This window comes from Hyphomonas sp. NPDC076881 (assembly GCF_050269995.1).
In the GTDB taxonomy this organism is placed as follows: Bacteria; Pseudomonadota; Alphaproteobacteria; order Caulobacterales; family Hyphomonadaceae; genus Hyphomonas.
In genome coordinates this window covers 15,843-33,728 of sequence record NZ_JBNNJJ010000008.1, presented here as the reverse complement: position 1 = coordinate 33,728, position 17,886 = coordinate 15,843, and the positions used below count along the sequence as shown (strand labels likewise).

Annotated in this window: 20 protein-coding genes; 6 read left to right on the top strand and 14 right to left on the bottom strand. The window is 63.1% G+C overall.

The genetic code is table 11. The features are described 5' to 3' along the window. Window positions 1–88 precede the first annotated feature (88 nt). Window positions 89–1,507, top strand: a complete 1,419-nt coding sequence (locus ACQKI2_RS10075; RefSeq protein ID WP_427379572.1) for an MATE family efflux transporter — start codon at window positions 89–91, stop codon at window positions 1,505–1,507. Between the two features lie 30 nt (window positions 1,508–1,537). Here ACQKI2_RS10075 and ACQKI2_RS10070 read toward each other — a convergent pair whose 3' ends face one another. The 3 genes from ACQKI2_RS10070 to ACQKI2_RS10060 form a co-directional block, all read right to left on the bottom strand. After that, window positions 1,538–1,804 carry an HU family DNA-binding protein gene (locus ACQKI2_RS10070; protein WP_035593325.1) on the bottom strand — a complete coding sequence of 89 codons (267 nt, stop codon included), beginning with the start codon at window positions 1,802–1,804 and terminating at the stop codon, window positions 1,538–1,540. Between the two features lie 99 nt (window positions 1,805–1,903). Then, the gene (locus tag ACQKI2_RS10065) at window positions 1,904–2,815 is read right to left on the bottom strand and encodes a hypothetical protein (RefSeq protein ID WP_427379571.1); all 912 of its coding nucleotides are present in this window, start codon (window positions 2,813–2,815) and stop codon (window positions 1,904–1,906) included. A gap of 2 nt (window positions 2,816–2,817) precedes the next feature. Further along, window positions 2,818–3,840 (bottom strand): NADP-dependent oxidoreductase, encoded by a 1,023-nt coding sequence (locus tag ACQKI2_RS10060; protein ID WP_427379570.1) that lies wholly within the window; start codon window positions 3,838–3,840, stop codon window positions 2,818–2,820. Window positions 3,841–4,058: 218 nt separating this feature from the next. On the opposite strand from ACQKI2_RS10060, the gene ACQKI2_RS10055 reads away from it, so the two are divergent. Beyond that, window positions 4,059–4,985, top strand: a complete 927-nt coding sequence (locus ACQKI2_RS10055; protein ID WP_427379569.1) for a Gfo/Idh/MocA family protein — start codon at window positions 4,059–4,061, stop codon at window positions 4,983–4,985. A 2-nt stretch (window positions 4,986–4,987) separates the two neighbouring features. On the opposite strand, the gene ACQKI2_RS10050 is transcribed toward ACQKI2_RS10055, so the two are convergent. From ACQKI2_RS10050 to radA, 5 genes are all read right to left on the bottom strand, one after another. After that, window positions 4,988–5,704, bottom strand: coding sequence for an SDR family NAD(P)-dependent oxidoreductase (locus tag ACQKI2_RS10050; protein WP_427379568.1), 717 nt, complete (start codon window positions 5,702–5,704; stop codon window positions 4,988–4,990). Window positions 5,705–5,725: 21 nt separating this feature from the next. Then, window positions 5,726–7,177 (bottom strand): amidophosphoribosyltransferase, encoded by a 1,452-nt coding sequence (gene purF, locus ACQKI2_RS10045; protein ID WP_427379567.1) that lies wholly within the window; start codon window positions 7,175–7,177, stop codon window positions 5,726–5,728. A 115-nt stretch (window positions 7,178–7,292) separates the two neighbouring features. Beyond that, entirely contained in the window at window positions 7,293–8,171 is an 879-nt protein-coding gene (locus tag ACQKI2_RS10040; protein WP_427379566.1) for a hypothetical protein, read from the bottom strand. Window positions 8,172–8,238: 67 nt separating this feature from the next. Then, the gene (locus ACQKI2_RS10035) at window positions 8,239–8,766 is read right to left on the bottom strand and encodes a CvpA family protein (RefSeq protein WP_427379565.1); all 528 of its coding nucleotides are present in this window, start codon (window positions 8,764–8,766) and stop codon (window positions 8,239–8,241) included. Continuing rightward, on the bottom strand, window positions 8,759–10,141 hold the full coding sequence (gene radA, locus ACQKI2_RS10030) for a DNA repair protein RadA (protein WP_427379564.1): 1,383 nt from the start codon (window positions 10,139–10,141) through the stop codon (window positions 8,759–8,761). Before radA ends, ACQKI2_RS10035 begins: the two co-directional genes overlap by 8 nt. Before the next feature lie 147 nt (window positions 10,142–10,288). Between radA and ACQKI2_RS10025 the strand changes: the two genes are divergently transcribed. The 3 genes from ACQKI2_RS10025 (at window position 10,289) to ACQKI2_RS10015 (ending at window position 12,340) form a co-directional block, all read left to right on the top strand. After that, a complete protein-coding gene (locus tag ACQKI2_RS10025) occupies window positions 10,289–10,582 on the top strand; it encodes a heavy metal-binding domain-containing protein (RefSeq protein ID WP_427379563.1) in 294 nt (97 codons plus the stop codon). Then, the gene (gene yidD / locus ACQKI2_RS10020) at window positions 10,579–11,049 is read left to right on the top strand and encodes a membrane protein insertion efficiency factor YidD (RefSeq protein ID WP_427379562.1); all 471 of its coding nucleotides are present in this window, start codon (window positions 10,579–10,581) and stop codon (window positions 11,047–11,049) included. The genes ACQKI2_RS10025 and yidD overlap by 4 nt, the downstream gene beginning before the upstream one ends. A gap of 91 nt (window positions 11,050–11,140) precedes the next feature. Further along, window positions 11,141–12,340, top strand: a complete 1,200-nt coding sequence (locus tag ACQKI2_RS10015; RefSeq protein WP_427379561.1) for a TIGR03862 family flavoprotein — start codon at window positions 11,141–11,143, stop codon at window positions 12,338–12,340. Here the strand turns inward: ACQKI2_RS10015 and ACQKI2_RS10010 are convergent. Both ACQKI2_RS10010 and ACQKI2_RS10005 read right to left on the bottom strand, forming a co-directional pair. Then, the gene (locus tag ACQKI2_RS10010) at window positions 12,328–12,600 is read right to left on the bottom strand and encodes a Txe/YoeB family addiction module toxin (protein ID WP_114104927.1); all 273 of its coding nucleotides are present in this window, start codon (window positions 12,598–12,600) and stop codon (window positions 12,328–12,330) included. The genes ACQKI2_RS10015 and ACQKI2_RS10010 overlap by 13 nt on opposite strands. Continuing rightward, a complete protein-coding gene (locus ACQKI2_RS10005; RefSeq protein ID WP_427379560.1) occupies window positions 12,569–12,904 on the bottom strand; it encodes a type II toxin-antitoxin system Phd/YefM family antitoxin in 336 nt (111 codons plus the stop codon). Before ACQKI2_RS10005 ends, ACQKI2_RS10010 begins: the two co-directional genes overlap by 32 nt. A 184-nt stretch (window positions 12,905–13,088) precedes the next feature. Here ACQKI2_RS10005 and ACQKI2_RS10000 point away from each other — a divergent pair, with 184 nt between their 5' ends. Continuing rightward, window positions 13,089–13,646 carry a hypothetical protein gene (locus ACQKI2_RS10000; RefSeq protein ID WP_162786381.1) on the top strand — a complete coding sequence of 186 codons (558 nt, stop codon included), beginning with the start codon at window positions 13,089–13,091 and terminating at the stop codon, window positions 13,644–13,646. A 10-nt stretch (window positions 13,647–13,656) separates the two neighbouring features. Here ACQKI2_RS10000 and ACQKI2_RS09995 read toward each other — a convergent pair whose 3' ends face one another. Genes ACQKI2_RS09995 through ACQKI2_RS09980 form a run of 4 tightly spaced genes read right to left on the bottom strand, consistent with a single transcriptional unit; the run spans window position 13,657 to window position 17,795 of the window. Further along, window positions 13,657–14,421, bottom strand: coding sequence for an ABC transporter ATP-binding protein (locus ACQKI2_RS09995; protein ID WP_427379559.1), 765 nt, complete (start codon window positions 14,419–14,421; stop codon window positions 13,657–13,659). Then, entirely contained in the window at window positions 14,418–15,200 is a 783-nt protein-coding gene (locus tag ACQKI2_RS09990) for an MlaE family ABC transporter permease (protein WP_427379558.1), read from the bottom strand. The genes ACQKI2_RS09995 and ACQKI2_RS09990 overlap by 4 nt, the downstream gene beginning before the upstream one ends. 9 nt (window positions 15,201–15,209) lie before the next feature. Next, window positions 15,210–16,268, bottom strand: a complete 1,059-nt coding sequence (alr, locus tag ACQKI2_RS09985; protein WP_427379557.1) for an alanine racemase — start codon at window positions 16,266–16,268, stop codon at window positions 15,210–15,212. Between the two features lie 48 nt (window positions 16,269–16,316). Further along, window positions 16,317–17,795, bottom strand: a complete 1,479-nt coding sequence (locus tag ACQKI2_RS09980; RefSeq protein ID WP_427379556.1) for an MFS transporter — start codon at window positions 17,793–17,795, stop codon at window positions 16,317–16,319. Window positions 17,796–17,886: the final 91 nt, after the last annotated feature.

The following is a 17,886-nucleotide window of genomic DNA, read 5'->3' as shown; positions in this document are numbered from 1 at the left end:
GGCTTGCTCTCTGACTGTCTTTCGGGCATCACGCCCGGCTGCTCAGAAATCAGGCAGAGGCCTGGAAAAGATCAAAGGGAGGGCAGTCATGGCGGCGACGTCGCGCCTGCCCGCCTGGGCGCGGGCAAAGGATATTGCAGATCTGATCCGGCTGTCGGTGCCTATCGCCGTCAGCCGCATGGCCATGATGCTCATGGGCCTGACAGATGCCATCGTGCTCGGCCAGTATGCGCCGGGCGAGCTGGCGTATGTGCTCTCTGCCTGGCTGCCGATCGGGGTGTCGCTGGGCTTTGGCATCGGCATCCTGCTGGGTGTTCAGGTGCTTACCTCCGAAATGCTGGGAACGGGCCGGGCGGCCGGGTCGGGCCGCATCTTCCGGCGCGGGCTGTGGTGGGCCATCCTGATGGGTGTGGTACTGACGGCGGCGCTGGTACCCTTTGCCGATCCCTTCTTCCATTGGGTCTTCGTCACCATTGCCCCGGCCAGCGAGGAAGCGGCTGCGACCGCCTCGCCCGAAGTGGTTGCCGCCTCCACTGCGGCGGTCACCCGCATCCTCGCTTTGGGGCTTGCCGGGCACATGATCTCGCAGGCCTGTTCGTATTATCTTGAGGCGCTGCGCCGTCCGCTGCTCGTCACCATCGTGATGTATGCGGGCGTGGCGATAAACCTTGTGGCCAACCTGGCGCTGGTTGCCGGCTGGTGGGGCTTCCCGCAGATGGGGGCTGAAGGCGTGGCCTGGGCCACCACCACCACGCGCTGGCTGATCGCCGTTGTCATGCTGATCTTCGTGGCCGCGCTCACCCCCGGCTTCCGCCGCTCGCCGGAGGCGGACAAGGGCGAAGCCCGCCGCCAGCTCTCGGTGGGCTCGGGCACAGCCATTTCCAACATCGCCGAATGGGGCGGCTTCAACGTCACCTTCATCATCGCCACCTGGGTCTCCATCGCGGCCAACGCCGTCTATGGCTATTCGGTGCAGGTGATGGGCGTGTGCTTCATGTTCTATCTCGGCATCGCCACGGCCACCTCGGTGCGTGTGGCAGAGGCCATCGGCCGGGGCAATCCGGAAGAGGTGCGCAATGCCGGCCGGTTGGGCGTGGTCGCCACGCTGGTAATGGGGGTGCTGCTCGGTGTGCTGCTGATCAGCCTGGCCGGGCCGATCTCGCGGCTGCTGGTGCGCGAGGACGCTATTATCGGCGGCATTGCGATTGCGCCGGCCATTGCCGCGCTGCTGTGGCTGGCGGCGGCGGCCACGGTGTTTGACGGGCTGCAGGCCACGGCCTCCTTTGCCTTGCGCGCGCAGGGCATGGTGTGGCTGCCCAGCGCCATCCATCTTGGTTCATTCTTCGTGGTGATGATCCCGGTCTGCTACTGGTTGGCCATTCCGCTGGGGCGGGGCGCTTCAGGCGTGCTGGAGGGGGCGTTCATCGGCGTCTTCGCGGCCGGCACGGCGCAGGTGATCCTACTGGAATGGAAAGCGGCGCGCCCCGGTGTGGAACGCGCCGCCTGATCCGGAAAGGCCCCCTTGGGGGCCGGAACCTTAGATGTCTTTCAGCGCCGAAGCGGGTTTGAAAGCAAGAGAGGTTTTCTCGGGGATCTTGATGGTTTCTTTGGTTGCCGGGTTGCGGCCTTCGCGCGCATTCCGGGTCTTGGCCGAGAAAGTGCCAAAGCCGGCAATTGCAACCTGCTGGCGTGACTTCACTGCCGAAGCGACGGTGTCAAAAAGAGCGTCGACGGCTTTGCCAGCGTCGCTCTGCGACAGGCCGGAAGCTGCTGCCACCGCTTTGGTCAGTTCACCCTTGTTCATAGGGGTTCTCCTCTAGGTTAAATGACGTTTGCACGCCATTGGGCCGACTTACCCACGATTCGTAGCCCGTGAATATGCCGAGCGCCCTATAAACACGGGCTAAACGCCGAGAATCCAGCCCTCTTCTTCGGTGATGTGCCGGTTTTGTTCAGGGGAAAATGATTTGCCTGTGGAAAAAGCCGCGCCGAGGAGGCCTTTTTCGTCCAGATCAGCGTAGTGGCGGGCGATTCCGCGAACCTGCGCCTCGTCAGCAACCTCTCCTTTTTCCGGTTTGGCCTTCACCAGGGAGGGGTAGACCTCCGCCATAACCACATCGATTCCCTCGAGCGCCTCTGCGGTAAGGGGCTCTGTACCCAGCTCGAATGGCCAGATGCGAGATGCCGGCCAGGCCTGACGCAGGGCATGGACATGCGGGATGCCTGTCAGCGTCTGGCTGCCCACGGAGCCGGTATAGGCCAACTGCCAGACGGGTTTTGGCTGGCCGATCTTTTTCTCTTTAAGGTAGGTTTCGCAGAGCCGGTATTCCGGCAGCAGGCCGCCCTCATAATCGGGCCGGGTGGCCGAAAGGGTGGAGACGACATCGCGTGCCGGGGCGCCCCAGAAGGGGAAGGCGCCTTTGGAGATCGCATAGTTGAGGCCCGCCGCGATGGCATAGCGGGCATTGGAATTGTCCGGCTTGTCCTTCAACTTGCTGGCAAGATGGGCATAGGTCGCCTGCCAGGGGGGCTGGGCCGACGTGTCGAGGCCCAGCGCCGCCGCCGTGCCCGCCGGGAAGCCGAGGGCAAAGTCGAAGCCGATCAGCACCTTGTCGCCGCGCTTGGTCAGCTTGGCGACCATGTCCTCGAGAAAGGCGCGGGCCTTCAGGCGCGTGTCGATGTTCACGCCGCGATATTGCAGCTTGAGACGCGCATCCTTCGCCAGAATGCCGATCCAGATCGAATTGGCGCCGAGCGACGGCTTGGCCGCCGCGCTCCAGTCAACCATGATGTAGGCGTCAAAAAGAGCAGCCATGTCTATCCCAGTTTTACCAGCATCTTGCCGGTGTTTGCGCCGGTGAAGAGGCCGAGGAAAGCGTCCGGCGCTTTCTCGATCCCGTTCATCACGGTTTCCTCATATTTCATTTTCCCGCCGGCAATCCATTTGGCCATGTCGGCGTGGAAGGCGGGGGTCATATCCGCATGTGACGAGACGATAAAGCCCTGAAGCTTCAGCTGCTTGCCGACAGCCTGAATGATGTTGTGCGGGCCTTCGGGTTTGCCGGTCTCGTTATACTGCGCGATCATTCCGCAAAGAGCGAGGCGCGCAAAGGGGCGGGCAGCCTCGATCGCTGCCGTAAGATGGCCGCCGCCGACATTGTCGAAATAGACGTCGATACCCTTAGGCGCGGCAGTCTTCAGCGCGGCGGTCAGCCCCTCGAAGCCTTGCGCCTGTTTGTAATCGATCACATGATCGGCGCCGAGCGATTTGACGAAGGCGCACTTCTCCGCCCCGCCGGCAGAGCCGATGACGGTACAGCCCTTGATCTTGGCGATCTGGACAACGGTGGAGCCCACAGCGCCCGCCGCGCCGGACACGAATACGGTGTCGCCTTCCTTGAGTTCACCCACGCGCAAGAGGCCGGCATAGGCCGTCAGGCCCGGCATGCCGGCAACGCCCAGATAGGCGCTTTCGGGCAGGCCGGTGTTCGGGAGCTTCTGCACCATGGCGGCCTGGGGCGCGGCCACCCAGGCGGTGCGCCAGCCGAGCATGGAAGAGACAAGATCGCCCGTCTTGAAATCCGGATGGGCGGACGCCGTGACCCGGCCGACCGCGCCGCCCTGCAGCGTCTCGCCGATCTGGAAGGGCGGCACATAGCTTTCCCGTTCATACATCCGGCCGCGCATGTAGGGATCGACCGACATCCATGTATTCACCACCTGGATCTCACCCGGCTGCGGGTCGGCGACCTCCACCTGACGGCTGGTAAAGTCGGACAGCTTCGGCATGCCCACGGGGCGGGCGGCGAGGCTCCAATCGGTGGAGGTGAGCTTGGACATGGCGGTTCCTTCCCTTGTGATTTTTGTGTCCGGAATTGTCCGGGTTTGTCCCGGATGTGTCCGGCATAGTCCCCTCCAGATGACCCGGCAGACCCGGTATGTGAAGGGGGTGGCTTGAAGATTCCCGCGCCTGCGCAGCAGCCCCGGCCTGAGGCCAAGGGTTGCCGAGGCGCCCCGGCACATGTCATGTCGGCCAAGAAAAAAGGATCAGGGCAGGAATGACCAGGCTCAAGGTGGGCGTTGCAGGCGCCGGTGTCTTCGGAAACTATCACGCACAGAAAGCCGCAGCTTCGGCGCGTGCGGACCTTGTCGGCATCTTCGATGTGGACCTTTCCCGTGCCCAGAAACTGGCCGATACCTTCGGCACAAAGGGCTATTCCGATTATGCTGAATTCCTCGGCCAGTGCGACGCTGTGGTGATCGCCGTGCCCGCCGTCTGGCATGAGCCGCTCACCCGCCAGGCCATTGAGGCCCATTGTCATGTGCTGGTGGAGAAACCTCTCGCGCTGACAGGACTGGCCGCGCGTGACCTGGCCGATGAAGCCGCCGCCCGGGGCCGCATCCTGCAGGTGGGCCATCAGGAGCGCTTCGTGGCGATGGCCATGGGCGTGCTCGCCATCAAGGAAACGCCGCTGCTGATCGAGTCTGTCCGCTCCGGCCCGCCCGCGCCGGGGGGCCGTGCGGGAGATGTGTCGGTGATCTGGGATCTCATGATCCATGACCTTGATCTTGCCGCCATGATGCTCGGCCGGGAGTTCACCCATGTCGAGGCGACCGGCCGCAAGGTGCATTCGGCCCATATCGACGAGGCCGAAGCGGTGTTCGATTATGCCAGCGGCGGCAAAGCGAAACTGCGCGCCAGCCGCGCTGCCGAATTCCGCGAGCGCACGATGCGCGTTGTCTATCCGTCCGGTGAAATTGACATCGACTTCCTGACGCGGCGCCTGAAGAACACGACGCCTTATGAAGTGCGCGTAGACATTGCCGCTGACCTGCCAGACCCCCTGGGCGCGGCGGATGAAGGCTTCTACGCTGCCTGCCTTGGCCTTGCGCGCAGCCCTGTGCCCGCGCATGGCGCGGTGGCGGCCGTGGCAATGGCAGAAGCGGCCGAGGCCAAAGCGCTGGCCGGCGCCCCGGCGAAATAGACTCAGCTGGCGGCGACTTCGCGATAGACGATGCGGGCACCCGTGCGGGTTTCTGCCGGGGCCACCAGTTTCACGAGTTCCTTCGCCACATCTTCCGGTGTGGGCAGGGTCATCGGGTCTTCGCCCGGCATCGCTTCGGCGCGCATGCCGGTGCGCACGGCGCCGGGGTCGAACAGGTTTACCCGCAGCGGCATCTTTTCGCTCTCATCGGCCCAGGCTTTGACGAGCGCTTCCAGGCCCGCCTTGGATGCCTGATAGGGGCCCCAGAAAGCGCGCGGACGCGGGACAACGCCCGATGTGATGAAGACGGCGCGCGGCGTTTCCGAGCGGTGAAGAGAGGGGCCCAGCGCGCGGATGAGATGGGCATTGGCCGTGAGGTTCACCTGGATGGTTTCCTCAAAGCTGCGCGGGCCGCAGGTTTCCAGCGGGCCGAGCGTGCCCAGAAGGCCGGCATTGGCGATGAAGCCGTCCAGCGTGCCGAACTTCTCGGCGATGATCTTGCCGAGCGTCTCGATACCTTTGGTGTCTTTCAGGTCCATCGGCACCAGAACGGCTTCGGAACCGAGCTTCCGGATTTCATCGTCGAGCTTTTCCAGCGCCGCTTTGGAGCGGGCGATGGCGATGACGATGTTGCCCTGGCGGGCAAGCTCAAGGCTGACGGCGCGGCCGATGCCGCGCGAGGCGCCGGTGACGAGAACGAGACGGGGTTTGGTGGTCATCGCGCGGCTTTAGCGCGAGGCTTACACATCGTCCAGCAGGGAGAGCTGACGCTCTTTGTCCGCCTGGTCGCGCTGATGGTCGGCCAGCGGGGTTGGATATTCGCCGGTGAAGCAGTGGTCTGCAAATTGCGGCTGCATACTGTCGCGCACGGGCTCGCCGATCGCCTTGTAGAGGCCGGGCACCGAGAGGAAGCCAAGGCTTTCCACCTTCAGCTCACGGACCATTTCCTCATGGGTGTGGATCGCCGCGAAGAGCTCGGATTTGGCGGCCATATCGATGCCGTAGAAATCCGGGTTCACGATCGGCGGGCTGGCCGAGCGGAAGTGGATCTCGCGGGCGCCGGCTTCGCGCACCATCTGGACGATCTTTTTCGACGTGTTGCCACGCACGATGGAGTCATCGACGAGGATAACGCGCTTGCCTTCAAGCACGGCGCGGTTGGGGCTGTGCTTTTTCGAGATAGCGGTCTGGCGGCCGGTCTGTGTCGGCTGGATGAAAGTACGCCCGACATAATGGTTCCGGATGATGCCCATCTGGAACGGGATGCCGGAAGCTTCCGAGAAGCCGAGGGCAGCCGGAACGCCGGAATCGGGCACCGGCACGATCACATCGGCATCGGCGGGCGTTTCGGCGGCCAGCTGCTGGCCCATGCGGCGGCGCACTTCATAGACCGAGCGGCCCTGGATAAAGCTGTCCGGGCGGGCGAAGTAGACATATTCGAAAATGCACGGGCTGGGCGGGCGCGGCGGGAAGGCGCGGATCGATTCGATGCCTTCCTCGCTGATGACAACCATTTCGCCGTTCTCGATCTCGCGGACGAATTCGGCGCCAATGATGTCGAGTGCGCAGGTTTCCGAAGCGAGCACATAGGATTTGCCGTGACGGCCGAGGATCAGCGGGCGCAGGCCGATGGGATCGCGCGCGCCGATCAGTTTCTTGCCGGTGATGCCGACAAGGGCGTAGCCGCCTTCGATCTGGTGCATCGCATCGACGAGGCGCTCGACGAAGCGTTTCTTCGGGCTGCGGGCGACAAGATGCAGGATGACTTCGGTGTCCATCGTGGACTGGAAGATCGCGCCATTGCGGACGAGTTCCTGACGCAGGATGCGGGCATTGGTCAGGTTGCCGTTATGCGCCACGGCGAAACCGCCGGTATCAAGGTCTGCAAAGATAGGTTGGATATTGCGGGCCATCGGGCGGCCCTGCGTGGAGTAGCGGTTGTGGCCGATGGCAGCATGGCCGGGAAGGCGCTGCCGAAGGTCGCCGCCGAAGCTCTCACCGACGAGGCCCATATGGCGCTCGGAGGAAAAGCGCTTGCCGTCAAAGCTGACGATGCCGGCCGCTTCCTGTCCTCGGTGTTGCAGGGCGTGAAGCCCCAGGGCTGTCAGCAGACTTGCTTCAAGGCTGCCAAAGACTCCGAAAACGCCGCATTCTTCGCGGGGTTTATCGTCATCATGATCGAAAAAGACCATCGGACGTTCCGGCTTTGCTGGTGGGGGCCTATGCCTAAGGCCGGGATATAGGCCGGTTCTTCTGCGGGCGAAAGCCCGTCAGTGACATTCTTGTCATCAAATCACAGCGCGTGTCTCAGAGCGGGTCTGACGGGGTGCGCCGGGCATGCCGGAAAAGGATGTCCGCAGACGAGGGATGTTGCGGCCGGAGAAGCGGCTCTGTGGTTGCCCGGTCCTGCCGCCAGCTCACTACGTCTGCAGTGTCCGGAAGGGCGCGCAGGTCAATCCAGCCCGAAGCCGTAAAGATATCGGAGAGCCCTTCATCATCCGTCTGCACCAGCCAGACATGGTTTCCGGATGGCTCACCATATTGCAGGGCGGCGGCGGCGAGATCTTTCTCTCCGGTATGGGCCGGCAATTGGTCGAGGCCCCAGAAGACTGATACCCGTTCCGGATCGGCGCTGGCCGCGGTCTTGCAATGCTTGCCCGACACCTGCGCAGGGCGGTCAGGGTTTACGGCGTTCCATCCGCGCAGCACAGTGAGGATGTCTGCCAGAGCTGCAGTTTTCTGGCTCTGCTCAATCGGCGCGGACCTGACCACGTCTGCAGCCAGCATGTTTGTGGCGTTGCCGCTGGCGTAGCCGTTCAGCACCTCGGCGCCGTCGCAGGGCACATCCAGCACCAGCAGCCCCAGGCGGCCTGACATGACAAGAGCCTCGGTGAGCGCGCCTTTGAGGTCCTGGTCTTCCTGCGACGCTGACCAGCCGCTCGCAAAGCTGACGAGTTGGGCATCTGACACCGCGCGTGCGAGCGCGGTGATCCCGGGATCCTCGGGCCTCAGCGCCGCGACCGGGACGGCATGGGCTTTCAGCGTGTCGGTCACGCTTTGCTGCTGCGCCGGGGTATCTGCCGGCCGGGGCGGGGCTGGCTGGGTCGCGCAGGCGGCGAGCAGGGCGGACGCAGCGCCGGCAAGGAGCAGGTGGCGGGCAAGGGCCGGCATGCAGAACGGCTTCATATCGTGTCCCCCGAAAAAGTGCTGGAGCAGAGACTAGCTGGCCCGGCCCGCCTGGCAAGCAGCGCGATTATGGCTGGCGCTGGGCACTGATTGCGCGGCTGGCTTCTTCGGCCTCTCCGGTCACCCTGTCGGCAATCTGCTCAAGATAGGGATAGCTGAAGCTTTCGGAGATGAAGGGGGGCACGCGGTCATGCTCGACGGCGACGTTGAGCAGCACGGCAAAAAAGACCAGCGCAATGAAGCCCCGGAAAATGCCGAAGACGAGGCCGGCGATATGATCGAACAGGCCGATTTCGCCATTGGTCATGATGGATTTTGACAGGCTTTGACCAAACCAGGCCACGATCACATAGACGATCAGGAAGGCGGAGACGACGAGGATGATGTCGGGCGCGAGCGGATGGCTGCCTTCCGGCAGAAGGCCGGCGACTGTCGTGCTGAAGAATTTGCGCGCATAATAGGCTGCAGCCAGCGCGCCGATGAAGGCGCCGAGCGTGGCCAGTTCCCGAAGAAAACCGCGCGCAAAGGCCATGATCGCCGAAACGATGATCACACCGACGACGATGCCGTCAAAAGCTGAAATGTTTTCAAGCATCAGGCGCGTCCGGCGCGAGTAAATCGACGAGCGCGATAAGCCTTGCAATCGGCGTCACCGTCAAGCCGCTCTCTGCTGAAGGTACCCCCTCAGGCACAAAAGCGGTGCGGAAGCCCAGCCGGGCGGCCTCCTTGAGGCGCTGGTCCATGCGCGGCGCTGGCCTGACGGCGCCAGAAAGCGCGATTTCGCCGAAGAAGACCGAACGCTTCGGAACAGGGTTTCCGGCGAGCGACGACAGCAGGGCAGCGGCGGCGGCAAGATCGCCTGCCGGTTCGTTGATCCGGTAGCCACCCGCGACAGAGAGATAGACATCCATTCCGGCGAAACTCACCCCGCAGCGCGTCTCCAGCACCGCCATCAGCATGGCGAGGCGGCCGGCATCAAAGCCGATCACGCTGCGGCGCGGCGTTCCGAACGGGCTTTTGGCGACGAGGGCCTGAACCTCGGCCAGCACGGGGCGGGACCCCTCCATGGCGGCAAACACCGCTGTGCCGCCGCTGCCTTCATCTTCGGCCGAGAGGAAGAGGGCAGACGGTTCTTTGGCCGGGGCAAGGCCGTACTGGTGCATTTCGAAGATGCCGATTTCGTCCGTTGGGCCGAAGCGGTTTTTTACCGCGCGCAGGATGCGGAACTGGTGGCCGCGCTCGCCCTCGAAATAGAAGACGGCATCGACAAGGTGTTCCACCACGCGGGGGCCGGCGATGGTGCCTTCCTTGGTGACATGGCCAACGAGCACGAGCGCGGCGCCGGACTTTTTCGCCCAGCGCACCAGTTCCTGCGCGCAGGCGCGGACCTGCGCGACCGAACCGGGGGCCGCTTCCAGGCTGTCGGACCAGAGCGTCTGGATCGAGTCGATCACCACGAAATCGGGTGAGGCTTCCTTCAGCGCGGCGAGGATCTTGCGCAGGTCTGTCTCGGTGGCGAGCTGGACGGGGGAATTGGCGACCTTCAGGCGCTTTGCCCGTTCCTGGATCTGGGCGGCGGCTTCCTCGCCGGAGACATAGACGGTCTTCACGCCATTGCGGGCAAGGCGCGCGGCCGCTTGCAGGAGGAGCGTGGATTTACCGATACCGGGGTCGCCGCCGATCAGCGTGGCAGAGGCCGGCACGATGCCCCCGCCGAACACGCGGTCGAGTTCGTCCACGCCGATGACGATGCGGTTTGGCGTTTCGGTTTCCGCGTCGAGGGCGATGAATTCGGCTTTCGGCCCGCGCTTTGTGCCGGCTTTCTCTGCCTTCAGCGCGCCGGGCGGGGCGGAGACGGCCTCTTCCACCAGCGTGTTCCATTCCCCGCACGCTTCACATCGCCCCGCCCACTTGGCGGCGACCGCCCCGCAGGATTGGCAGACAAAAGCAGAGGTGGGAGACTTGGCCATGCCCGCAGCGTTAGGCGGGTTTGGTGCGCAGTGGCAAGGGCGACTGCTTGCGGCCTGTGCAGTTCGGCCGGTTTCCCGGGGTGGCACCTTGCCGTCGAAAGAAAAATGCGCCTAAAGTTGCAAGGGCAAATGATGGGGAGCATTTTCATGCTTATGGCTGCAGGTGATATTCATGACCGCTATGAAGTGATTGGTCTGGTTTTCGGCGTGGCAAGCAGGACTCCGGAATCGAAAGGGTGTTCGGCTCCGGTTCTCGGACTAGGCCAGACATATGAAGATGCTGCGGCGCAGCTGCGGACAACCGCGCAGGCGCGTGGTGCAGACGCGGTTATCCATGTGGGTTTCGAGCATCGCTACTCCACTGCGAACACGGGTTGCGGCGGCCCGACAGTGGCGTTTGAGGTTTATGCTTGGGGTACAGCGGTGAAGCTCGTTCGATGAGCAGTTTCCTAACGGGGCTGGTGCATTCGCTGAAGTTCCGAATACGGTTGATGTTGGTTGGTGTCCTTCAGACAACCGCCCGTGCCAGTTCCAGTGGGTGGTGCTACGTACCGGTCGTAAGACCCGTCGTCGTGTTGTCCATCCGGCTATACCGCCTCACGCTGTCTCATTTTGTGGGCCAGGATTGTCTTTTTTGCCCTACATGTTCCCGCCGTGCGCTGGACGCGCTTGTCGCGCTACCGTTTCAGGCCGCGATGCGTGAAACCGTCGAACAGGTCATGGGCTGCAATCCGAACTATGTCTTGTTCCAAGCGCCGGAAGGCTGGGTAATGCGCACGTCCAACGGTCGCACCTTCATGCAGTCGGATCTCTCACCGGCAATTCTGCAGAAGATCACGGCAGTCGAGGAGATGTCGAAGCAAGCCGCAGGTGCTACCCTTGGGGCATCCGTCACTCCGGTACGTTAATTCCGGGCACGGGAATTGCGCGAAACGTAACATTTTGGCGCCTTTGCTTTATGGGTTTGTGCCTTTGATGCGCTGCCGGTAGACAGGCCGCGTGAAGAGCGTGGTAATCATCGGGGCGGGGCCGGCGGGCCTGATGGCGGCGGAAGCGGCGCTGGAACGGGGCGCGCGCGTTGCCATCTATGACGCGATGCCAAGCCCCGCGCGTAAATTCCTGATGGCGGGCAAGAGCGGCCTCAACATCACCCATTCCGAAGATGAGGGCGTGTTCCGTTCCCGGTATACCGCGCCGGACGGCCGGCTTGCTGCCATGGTGGAGGCGTTCGGCCCGGAAGAAATCGCCGTCTGGATGAAGGGGCTCGGGGTCGAAACCTATGTGGGCTCTTCCGGCCGCGTGTTTCCCGTCGGCATGAAGGCATCTCCCCTGCTGCGCGCCTGGCTGGCGCGGCTGGGGCATGGCGGCGCGACGCTGCACACGCGCCATCGCTGGAGAGGCTGGGACGATTGCGGCGCGCTGGTCTTCGATACGCCCGAGGGTGAAACGAGGGTGGAGGCAGACGCAACCATTCTGGCGCTGGGCGGGGCGAGCTGGCCGCGCCTTGGATCGGATGGGGCGTGGACGGACATTCTGGCCGCGCGCGGGGTGGAGATCGAACCCTTTGCGCCATCCAATTGCGGGTTCACGGTGGACTGGTCGGCGCGGATGCTGGCGGCGCAGGAAGGCGCGCCTGTGAAGGGCGTGGCGCTCACTGCGGGCGGACGGACGCAGCGCGGCGATTTCGTTATCACGCGGGCAGGCATCGAGAGCGGCGCGGTCTATCCGCTCTCGGCGGCGCTCCGGCAGGAACTGGCGGGCCGGGGCGCGGCGACGCTGCTGGTCGATCTTCTGCCGGATACGGAGGAAGGGGCGCTTGCGGCGAGACTGGGTAGCGTGAACCCGAAGGAGTCCGCGTCAAACCGCCTGAGGAAGGCGGCAAAGCTCGACGGCGTGAAGGCCGCGCTGGTGAATGAGGTGACGCGCGGGGCGCCGCCGAGAGAGCCAGACGCGCTCGCCCGCCTGATCAAGGCGTTGCCGCTCACGCTTGCGGGCACTGCGCCGATGGACACCGCCATCTCCACCGCCGGCGGCGTCGCCTGGAACGCGCTGGACGAGCGCCTGATGCTGAAAGATATTCCGGGCACGTATTGTGTGGGCGAAATGGTGGCCTGGGACGCGCCGACGGGCGGCTACCTGCTGACAGCGTGTCTGGCGATGGGGCGGGCGGTTGGGGCGGTAGCAGTTCAGTCGTCGTAATGGCCGAGACAAGCGGCGATGATGAGCTTTTGATCTTCGCCACTGCCGTCTACCTTATAGATCAGGCGGTGTTCCTGCGTAATTCGGCGGGACCACCAGCCGGAAAGATCGCCTTTTAGCGGTTCCGGTTTGGCCGTTCCTTCAAAGGGGGAGCGGGCACATTCCTCGATCAGGCGCAGCACCTTTCGGCCGGTGCGCGGATCATGGTTCATCCACCAGGCGAGATGCTCAAGCGCTTTTGGCGTCAGGAGCGTGTTCACGGTCGATCCAGCGGAAAAGGTCTTCGAGGGAGTCGAAATTCTGAAGCACGCCTTCAGGTACGGTTACGCCGCCTTTGATCTTTCCGGCGTCGATGTCCTTCATGTATTCGGCAAGGCCCGGCTGGGAGTGGACGTGGATGGTCTCCTGCAGGGCGTTGTAATCCTCGAGGCTCAAGACAACAACGGCGCCTGCGCCCCGCCGCGTGATGGCAACTGGCGCATGATCGTCGATTACGCTGTCGATCACCTTCTTCAGGTTCGCGCGGGCTTCGGAGATGGAGATAGCGTCGGTGATATTGGGCATGCAGGGAATATGTACGTGATTGCGTACAGATGCAAGGGCGTGGAGCGTGCCCTCAATAGAATTATAAGACCGGGGATTGCTGAATAAACTTCAGCGATCCGAATAAAGGAAAGTGCCCTCTTTTAAGCTGATGTGAATCTCATTAGTGTTTAGCTAATAAAAAAACTGTTGGGGATAAGAAAAAATGGAATGGGGTATTCCAACCGATTTAACTCTTTGGGAGCTTTTAAATTCTCAGGCTACCGGAACATCAATTACCGCAATAGCAACTATAGTGGGTGCTGTTGTCGGTGGAAGAATCGTTCGGCGCGTGGCTGAACAAACGGAGCAGCAGAAGAAGACAGCTGTACAAGAGCAGTTGGCGCGTCATAGCGATTCTCCAAAAGATGCGCCCTCAGAAGAAGAAATTCAAGAAGTTGAGGCTCACGCAGGCAAAGAGGCGGGAGCGTTCTCAAGGGCCTCTGCATCCTTTGGGCAGATAAGACAAGCTGTCGATGCGCTGATTGGTCAGATTACGGATGGTCGCAGAAAAAGAAAATATCAGGGCTTGAGAAAGACTGACTTGCGTGAGCACGTGTATCTGCTTTGGCAGGACGATATGATGGGGCTGCCTCTTGCAGAGTTGGTCGATGATGCGATTACGCAATTTTATTCTTATCGCACCAAACCCAACGAAATTCCGAACGATGTCGTGGATTTGATTGCTAGAGCGGCAAAGAGAATGCAGAGTTTGGCTAACTAACGCAAAGTGGTCATATCGCCGGCTGGATCGGCCCCTCAGCTCGTCCGTTGACGAACTGATCCACGTACTCATTGCCGCTTGCGTAGACATCCTTCGCCGGGCCGCGCCAGATGATCTTGCCGTCGAGCAGCATGGCGATTTCGTCGGCGATCTTGGTGGCGCTGGCCATGTCATGGGTGATCGTCACGGCGGCGGCGCCGAGGCCGCGGACCATTTCGAGGATCAGGTCGTTGATGGCATCTGCCGTGATCGGATCAAGGCCGGTGGTCGGCTCGTCGAAGAAGATGAGATCGGGTTCGGAGATGATCGAGCGGGCGAGCGAGACGCGCTTCTGCATGCCGCCGGAAATCTCTGCCGGATAAAGCCCGCCGACATCGGCGCCGAGGCGCACTTTCTTCAATGTCTCGATGGCGCGTTCCTTGGCGTCCTTGCGGCGCATGCCTTCGGAGTTGATCAGGCGGAAGGCAACGTTTTCCCAAACGGTGAGCGAGTCAAAGAGCGCGCCGGCCTGGAACAGCATGCCGATGCGCGCGCGCATGGCCTCGCGCGTCTTGCCCTTGGCGTTCGTCACGTCCTGCCCATCGAAAACGATGCGGCCAGCGTCCGGCGTCATCAGGCCAAGCGCGTTTTTCAGCATCACGGATTTGCCTGAGCCCGAGCCGCCGATGATCACGAGGCTCTGACCCGGCGCCACATCGATATCGACGCCGCGCAGGACCTTCTTCGGACCGAAGGATTTCTCGACGCCTTCAAGTTTGAGCAGGGAAGCTGTCACAGGCCGATCTCCACAAAGAGGGTGGACATGACATAGTTGAAGGCAAGGATCAGCACCGCTGCGCCGACCATCGAGAGCGTGGCCGCGCGGCCAACGCCGGTGGCGCCTGCCTGGCTGCGGTCGCCCTGATAGCAACCCATGACCGCGATCACGCCGCCGAAGATGACCGCCTTGATGAGACCGGCGAAAATGTCGTTCATCGTGATGAAATCGATCGTGTTGCGCAGGTAGACGGTGGAATCAAAGCCGAGGCCGTAGACGCTGACGAGCCAGCCGCCCATGACGCCGATCACGTCAGCCAGCGCCACCAGCATGGGCAGGGTGATCAGCGCCGCGATGAAGCGCGGGGCATAGAGGTAGCGGAAGCGGGAGGCGGAGAGCGTTTCCAGCGCGTCGATCTGTTCGGTGACCCGCATGGCGCCGATTTCGGCGGCGATACCGGCGGTCACGCGGCCGGCCAGCATCAGGCCGGTGATCACGACGCCAAGTTCGCGGGTGATACCCAGCACCACGATGCTGGGCACAAACTGCTCGGCGCCGTAGCGGCTGCCGCCTTCATAGATGTTGAGCGCGAGGGCCGCGCCGATGAACACGGCCGACATGCCAACCACGGGCAGCGAGTAGAAGCCGATCTTCACCATCTGGCTGAGGATCTGGCCGCCATACCAGCGGGGCGTGAAGGCAGCGCCTTTGACCTGCGCGGCAAACACCGCAAGGCGGCCCACCTCGGCAAACAGCCCAAGCACAGCCCGGCCAATGAGTTGAAAGGGATTCTGCATAGTCAGGCCTCAGCGGTAAACACGTTGCACTCTGGGGCCAAGGCCTGTCAGCAGTTCGTAACCCAGCGTGCCACAGGCAGATGCCTGCGCCTCGAGTTTGGCGTTCTCGCCCAGGAATTCAACCCGTTCGCCGATTTTCGGTTGCTTGGTGCAGCCCGTGATGTCGATCGTAATCAGATCCATCGAAATACGCCCCAGGACCGGGCAGGGCAGATCGCCCAGCCAGGCGGTCATCTGGCCGCCGCCGGAACGGGGCAAGCCGTCAGCATAGCCGAGGCTGCAGGTGGCCAGAAGGCGGTCTTCGGTCAGCGTATGGGTGGCGCCATAGCCCACATGCCCGCCGGCGCGCCCGGTGAAGACCGAGAGGATGCTGGCCTCAAGGATCACGGCGGTCTTCAGATCGATCCCGGCCGGGGGCTGGGTGCCGCCATAAAGGGCGAGGCCGGGGCGGGTCAGATCGTAAGCGAACTTCTTGCCCAGATAACAGCCATTGGAATTGGCAAGGCTGGCAGGGGTGTCGGGGAAGGCGTCAGCCACCTCGTTGAAGGCCTTGCGCTGCTGCGCGTTCATCGGATGGTCCGGCTCATCGGCGCAGGCAAGATGGCTCATCACCAGCACGGGCTGCAACCGGCGCAGACTGGCCAGTTCCTTCTCGCCCAGATCTGTCGGCAGGCCGAGGCGGTTCATCCCGGTATTGAACTGCAAGGCGCAGGAGCCCTGCATGGTATTGGTCCAGAGGAGGACATGGGCCTCGCTGGAAAGCACGGCTGTCAGATCTGCGTCCCGGTAAAGCGCGAGCTCCCGGCCGGGCATCGGCCCGTTCAGCACAAAGATGCGGGCCGCCTTGCCAGCCGCCTTGCGGACAGCGGCGCCTTCTTCCGGATAGGCCACAAAGAACGTCTGGCAACCGGCAATCCGCAGGGCGCGCGCAACCCGCGCGATGCCAAGGCCATAGGCGTCTGCCTTGACGACAGCTGCCGTGGTTGCGCCCGGATGCAGGGCATCAAGCGTCCTCCAATTGTCGGCAATATTACCGGTCAGGACTGTGGCGCGGGGCATGTGGCTCATGGGCCCATCGCTAGGCGAGTTTCAGCGCCTTGTCATCCTGCCCGCCTGCTACTTGCCGCCTTCATGATGGGCGACCCAGGCAGACCCCTTCATGTTCCAGACAGGGGTGAAGAACACCATCCACAGAATCAACAGGATCATGCCGCCGGCAGGTACCACGGCGATCTTCTGGGGGCCGAAAAGGTCCACCAGCAGCCCCATCAGCGCGGCGCCGAAAGGGGCCCCTGCCATGAAGCCGAGCTGGTAAATGGAAAGGACGCGCGCGAGTTTCTCTTTCGGGGCTGCGTCCTGGACGATCGACCGGCTCATGGCGATGGAGATGCCCGCCGCATTGCCCCAGATGAACACGATCATCAGGAATGCCCAGTGCGGCACCACCCAGAGCATCGGGATCATGCCGGCAGATGCGATGAACTGGGCGGTCAACAGCAGGCGGCCCTGGCGCTTGATGCGGCGGAAGATCGCCAGCACGACGGACGAGGCAAAGGCGCCCATCCAGAAGGTGACGAACATGTCCCGGATGCCGGAGGAGCCGAAATGGTAGACATCCCGGTTGATGATCGGCAGCACGACCAGGAAAGACCCGATCACGAACACGCCGACACCGAACATCAGCATCGTCATGGCCGAGAGCTTTGCGTCGCTGCGCACGGCTTTCACGCCCTCAAGGATGTCTCCAACGGCCGCGCCGAGCCCCTTGCGGCCGGTGCGCACCTGGCGCCCGCGGGCCATGAAGAGGGCAAAGCCTGCGCCGCAGGCGAGCGCAACGCCCTGAACAATCAGCAGGGTGCTGGCCGAAATCGGGCCGACCGAGAAGCCGCCAAGCCAGGGCGGCATCCGGGTGGCCTTGTCGGCATAGCCGGCCAGGACGAGCCCTCCGATCTGGGCTAAAAACTGCGCCATGGTGGCGAGCGTCACCCCTAGCTGCAGGGTCACGCTTGAGCCGACGCGCATCCGCCGTTCGACCACTTCATTCACGATGGCGTCGCGCGCAGGCATTATGAAGGCGCCGATGGTGCCGATGGCCAGCGCGTAGAAGATCATAGCCAGATAGCTCAGCTCTCCGCGCGACACAGCGAAAGCGAGAAAGAGGGACGGCACCGAAGCCAGAAGATGAAGCAGGATGAGCAGGCGGCGGCCATCGGCGCGCTCGGCCACCACGCCGCCAATCAGAAGGAACACCACCGACGGGGCTGACAGGGCCATGTTGGCCAGCCCGAGCGCAAGGCCGTCCAGATGCAGGTGGTTTCGCCCGGTGATCAGATACGGAAAAAGGACAAGCTGGAGGCCGAACGCCATGAACCAGCTGCACTGGACGCTGAGATAGGCCGGCAGTTCGATCCTCACGCCGCGGCGCAGTTTCCTCGCCCGCCAATTGGTGGCGGTTACCAGAAAGGACGCGCCGGCCGTAATCGCTTCGCTGACGCCGCTGACCGGTGACGTCACGTTCACGGTCGCATCGACGGCGGCCGGGCTGGTTTCCTGAGCGCGCGTTTCTTCGGCGTCTTTTCCGGCGTCTTCTGTCACTGATTGGTCCCCACGCGGCGCATACTCATACAAACCTGCCGATAATGGAACCCGAACCGCTAGCAGCAGCCGGGCATGGTTGCAAAGCCAG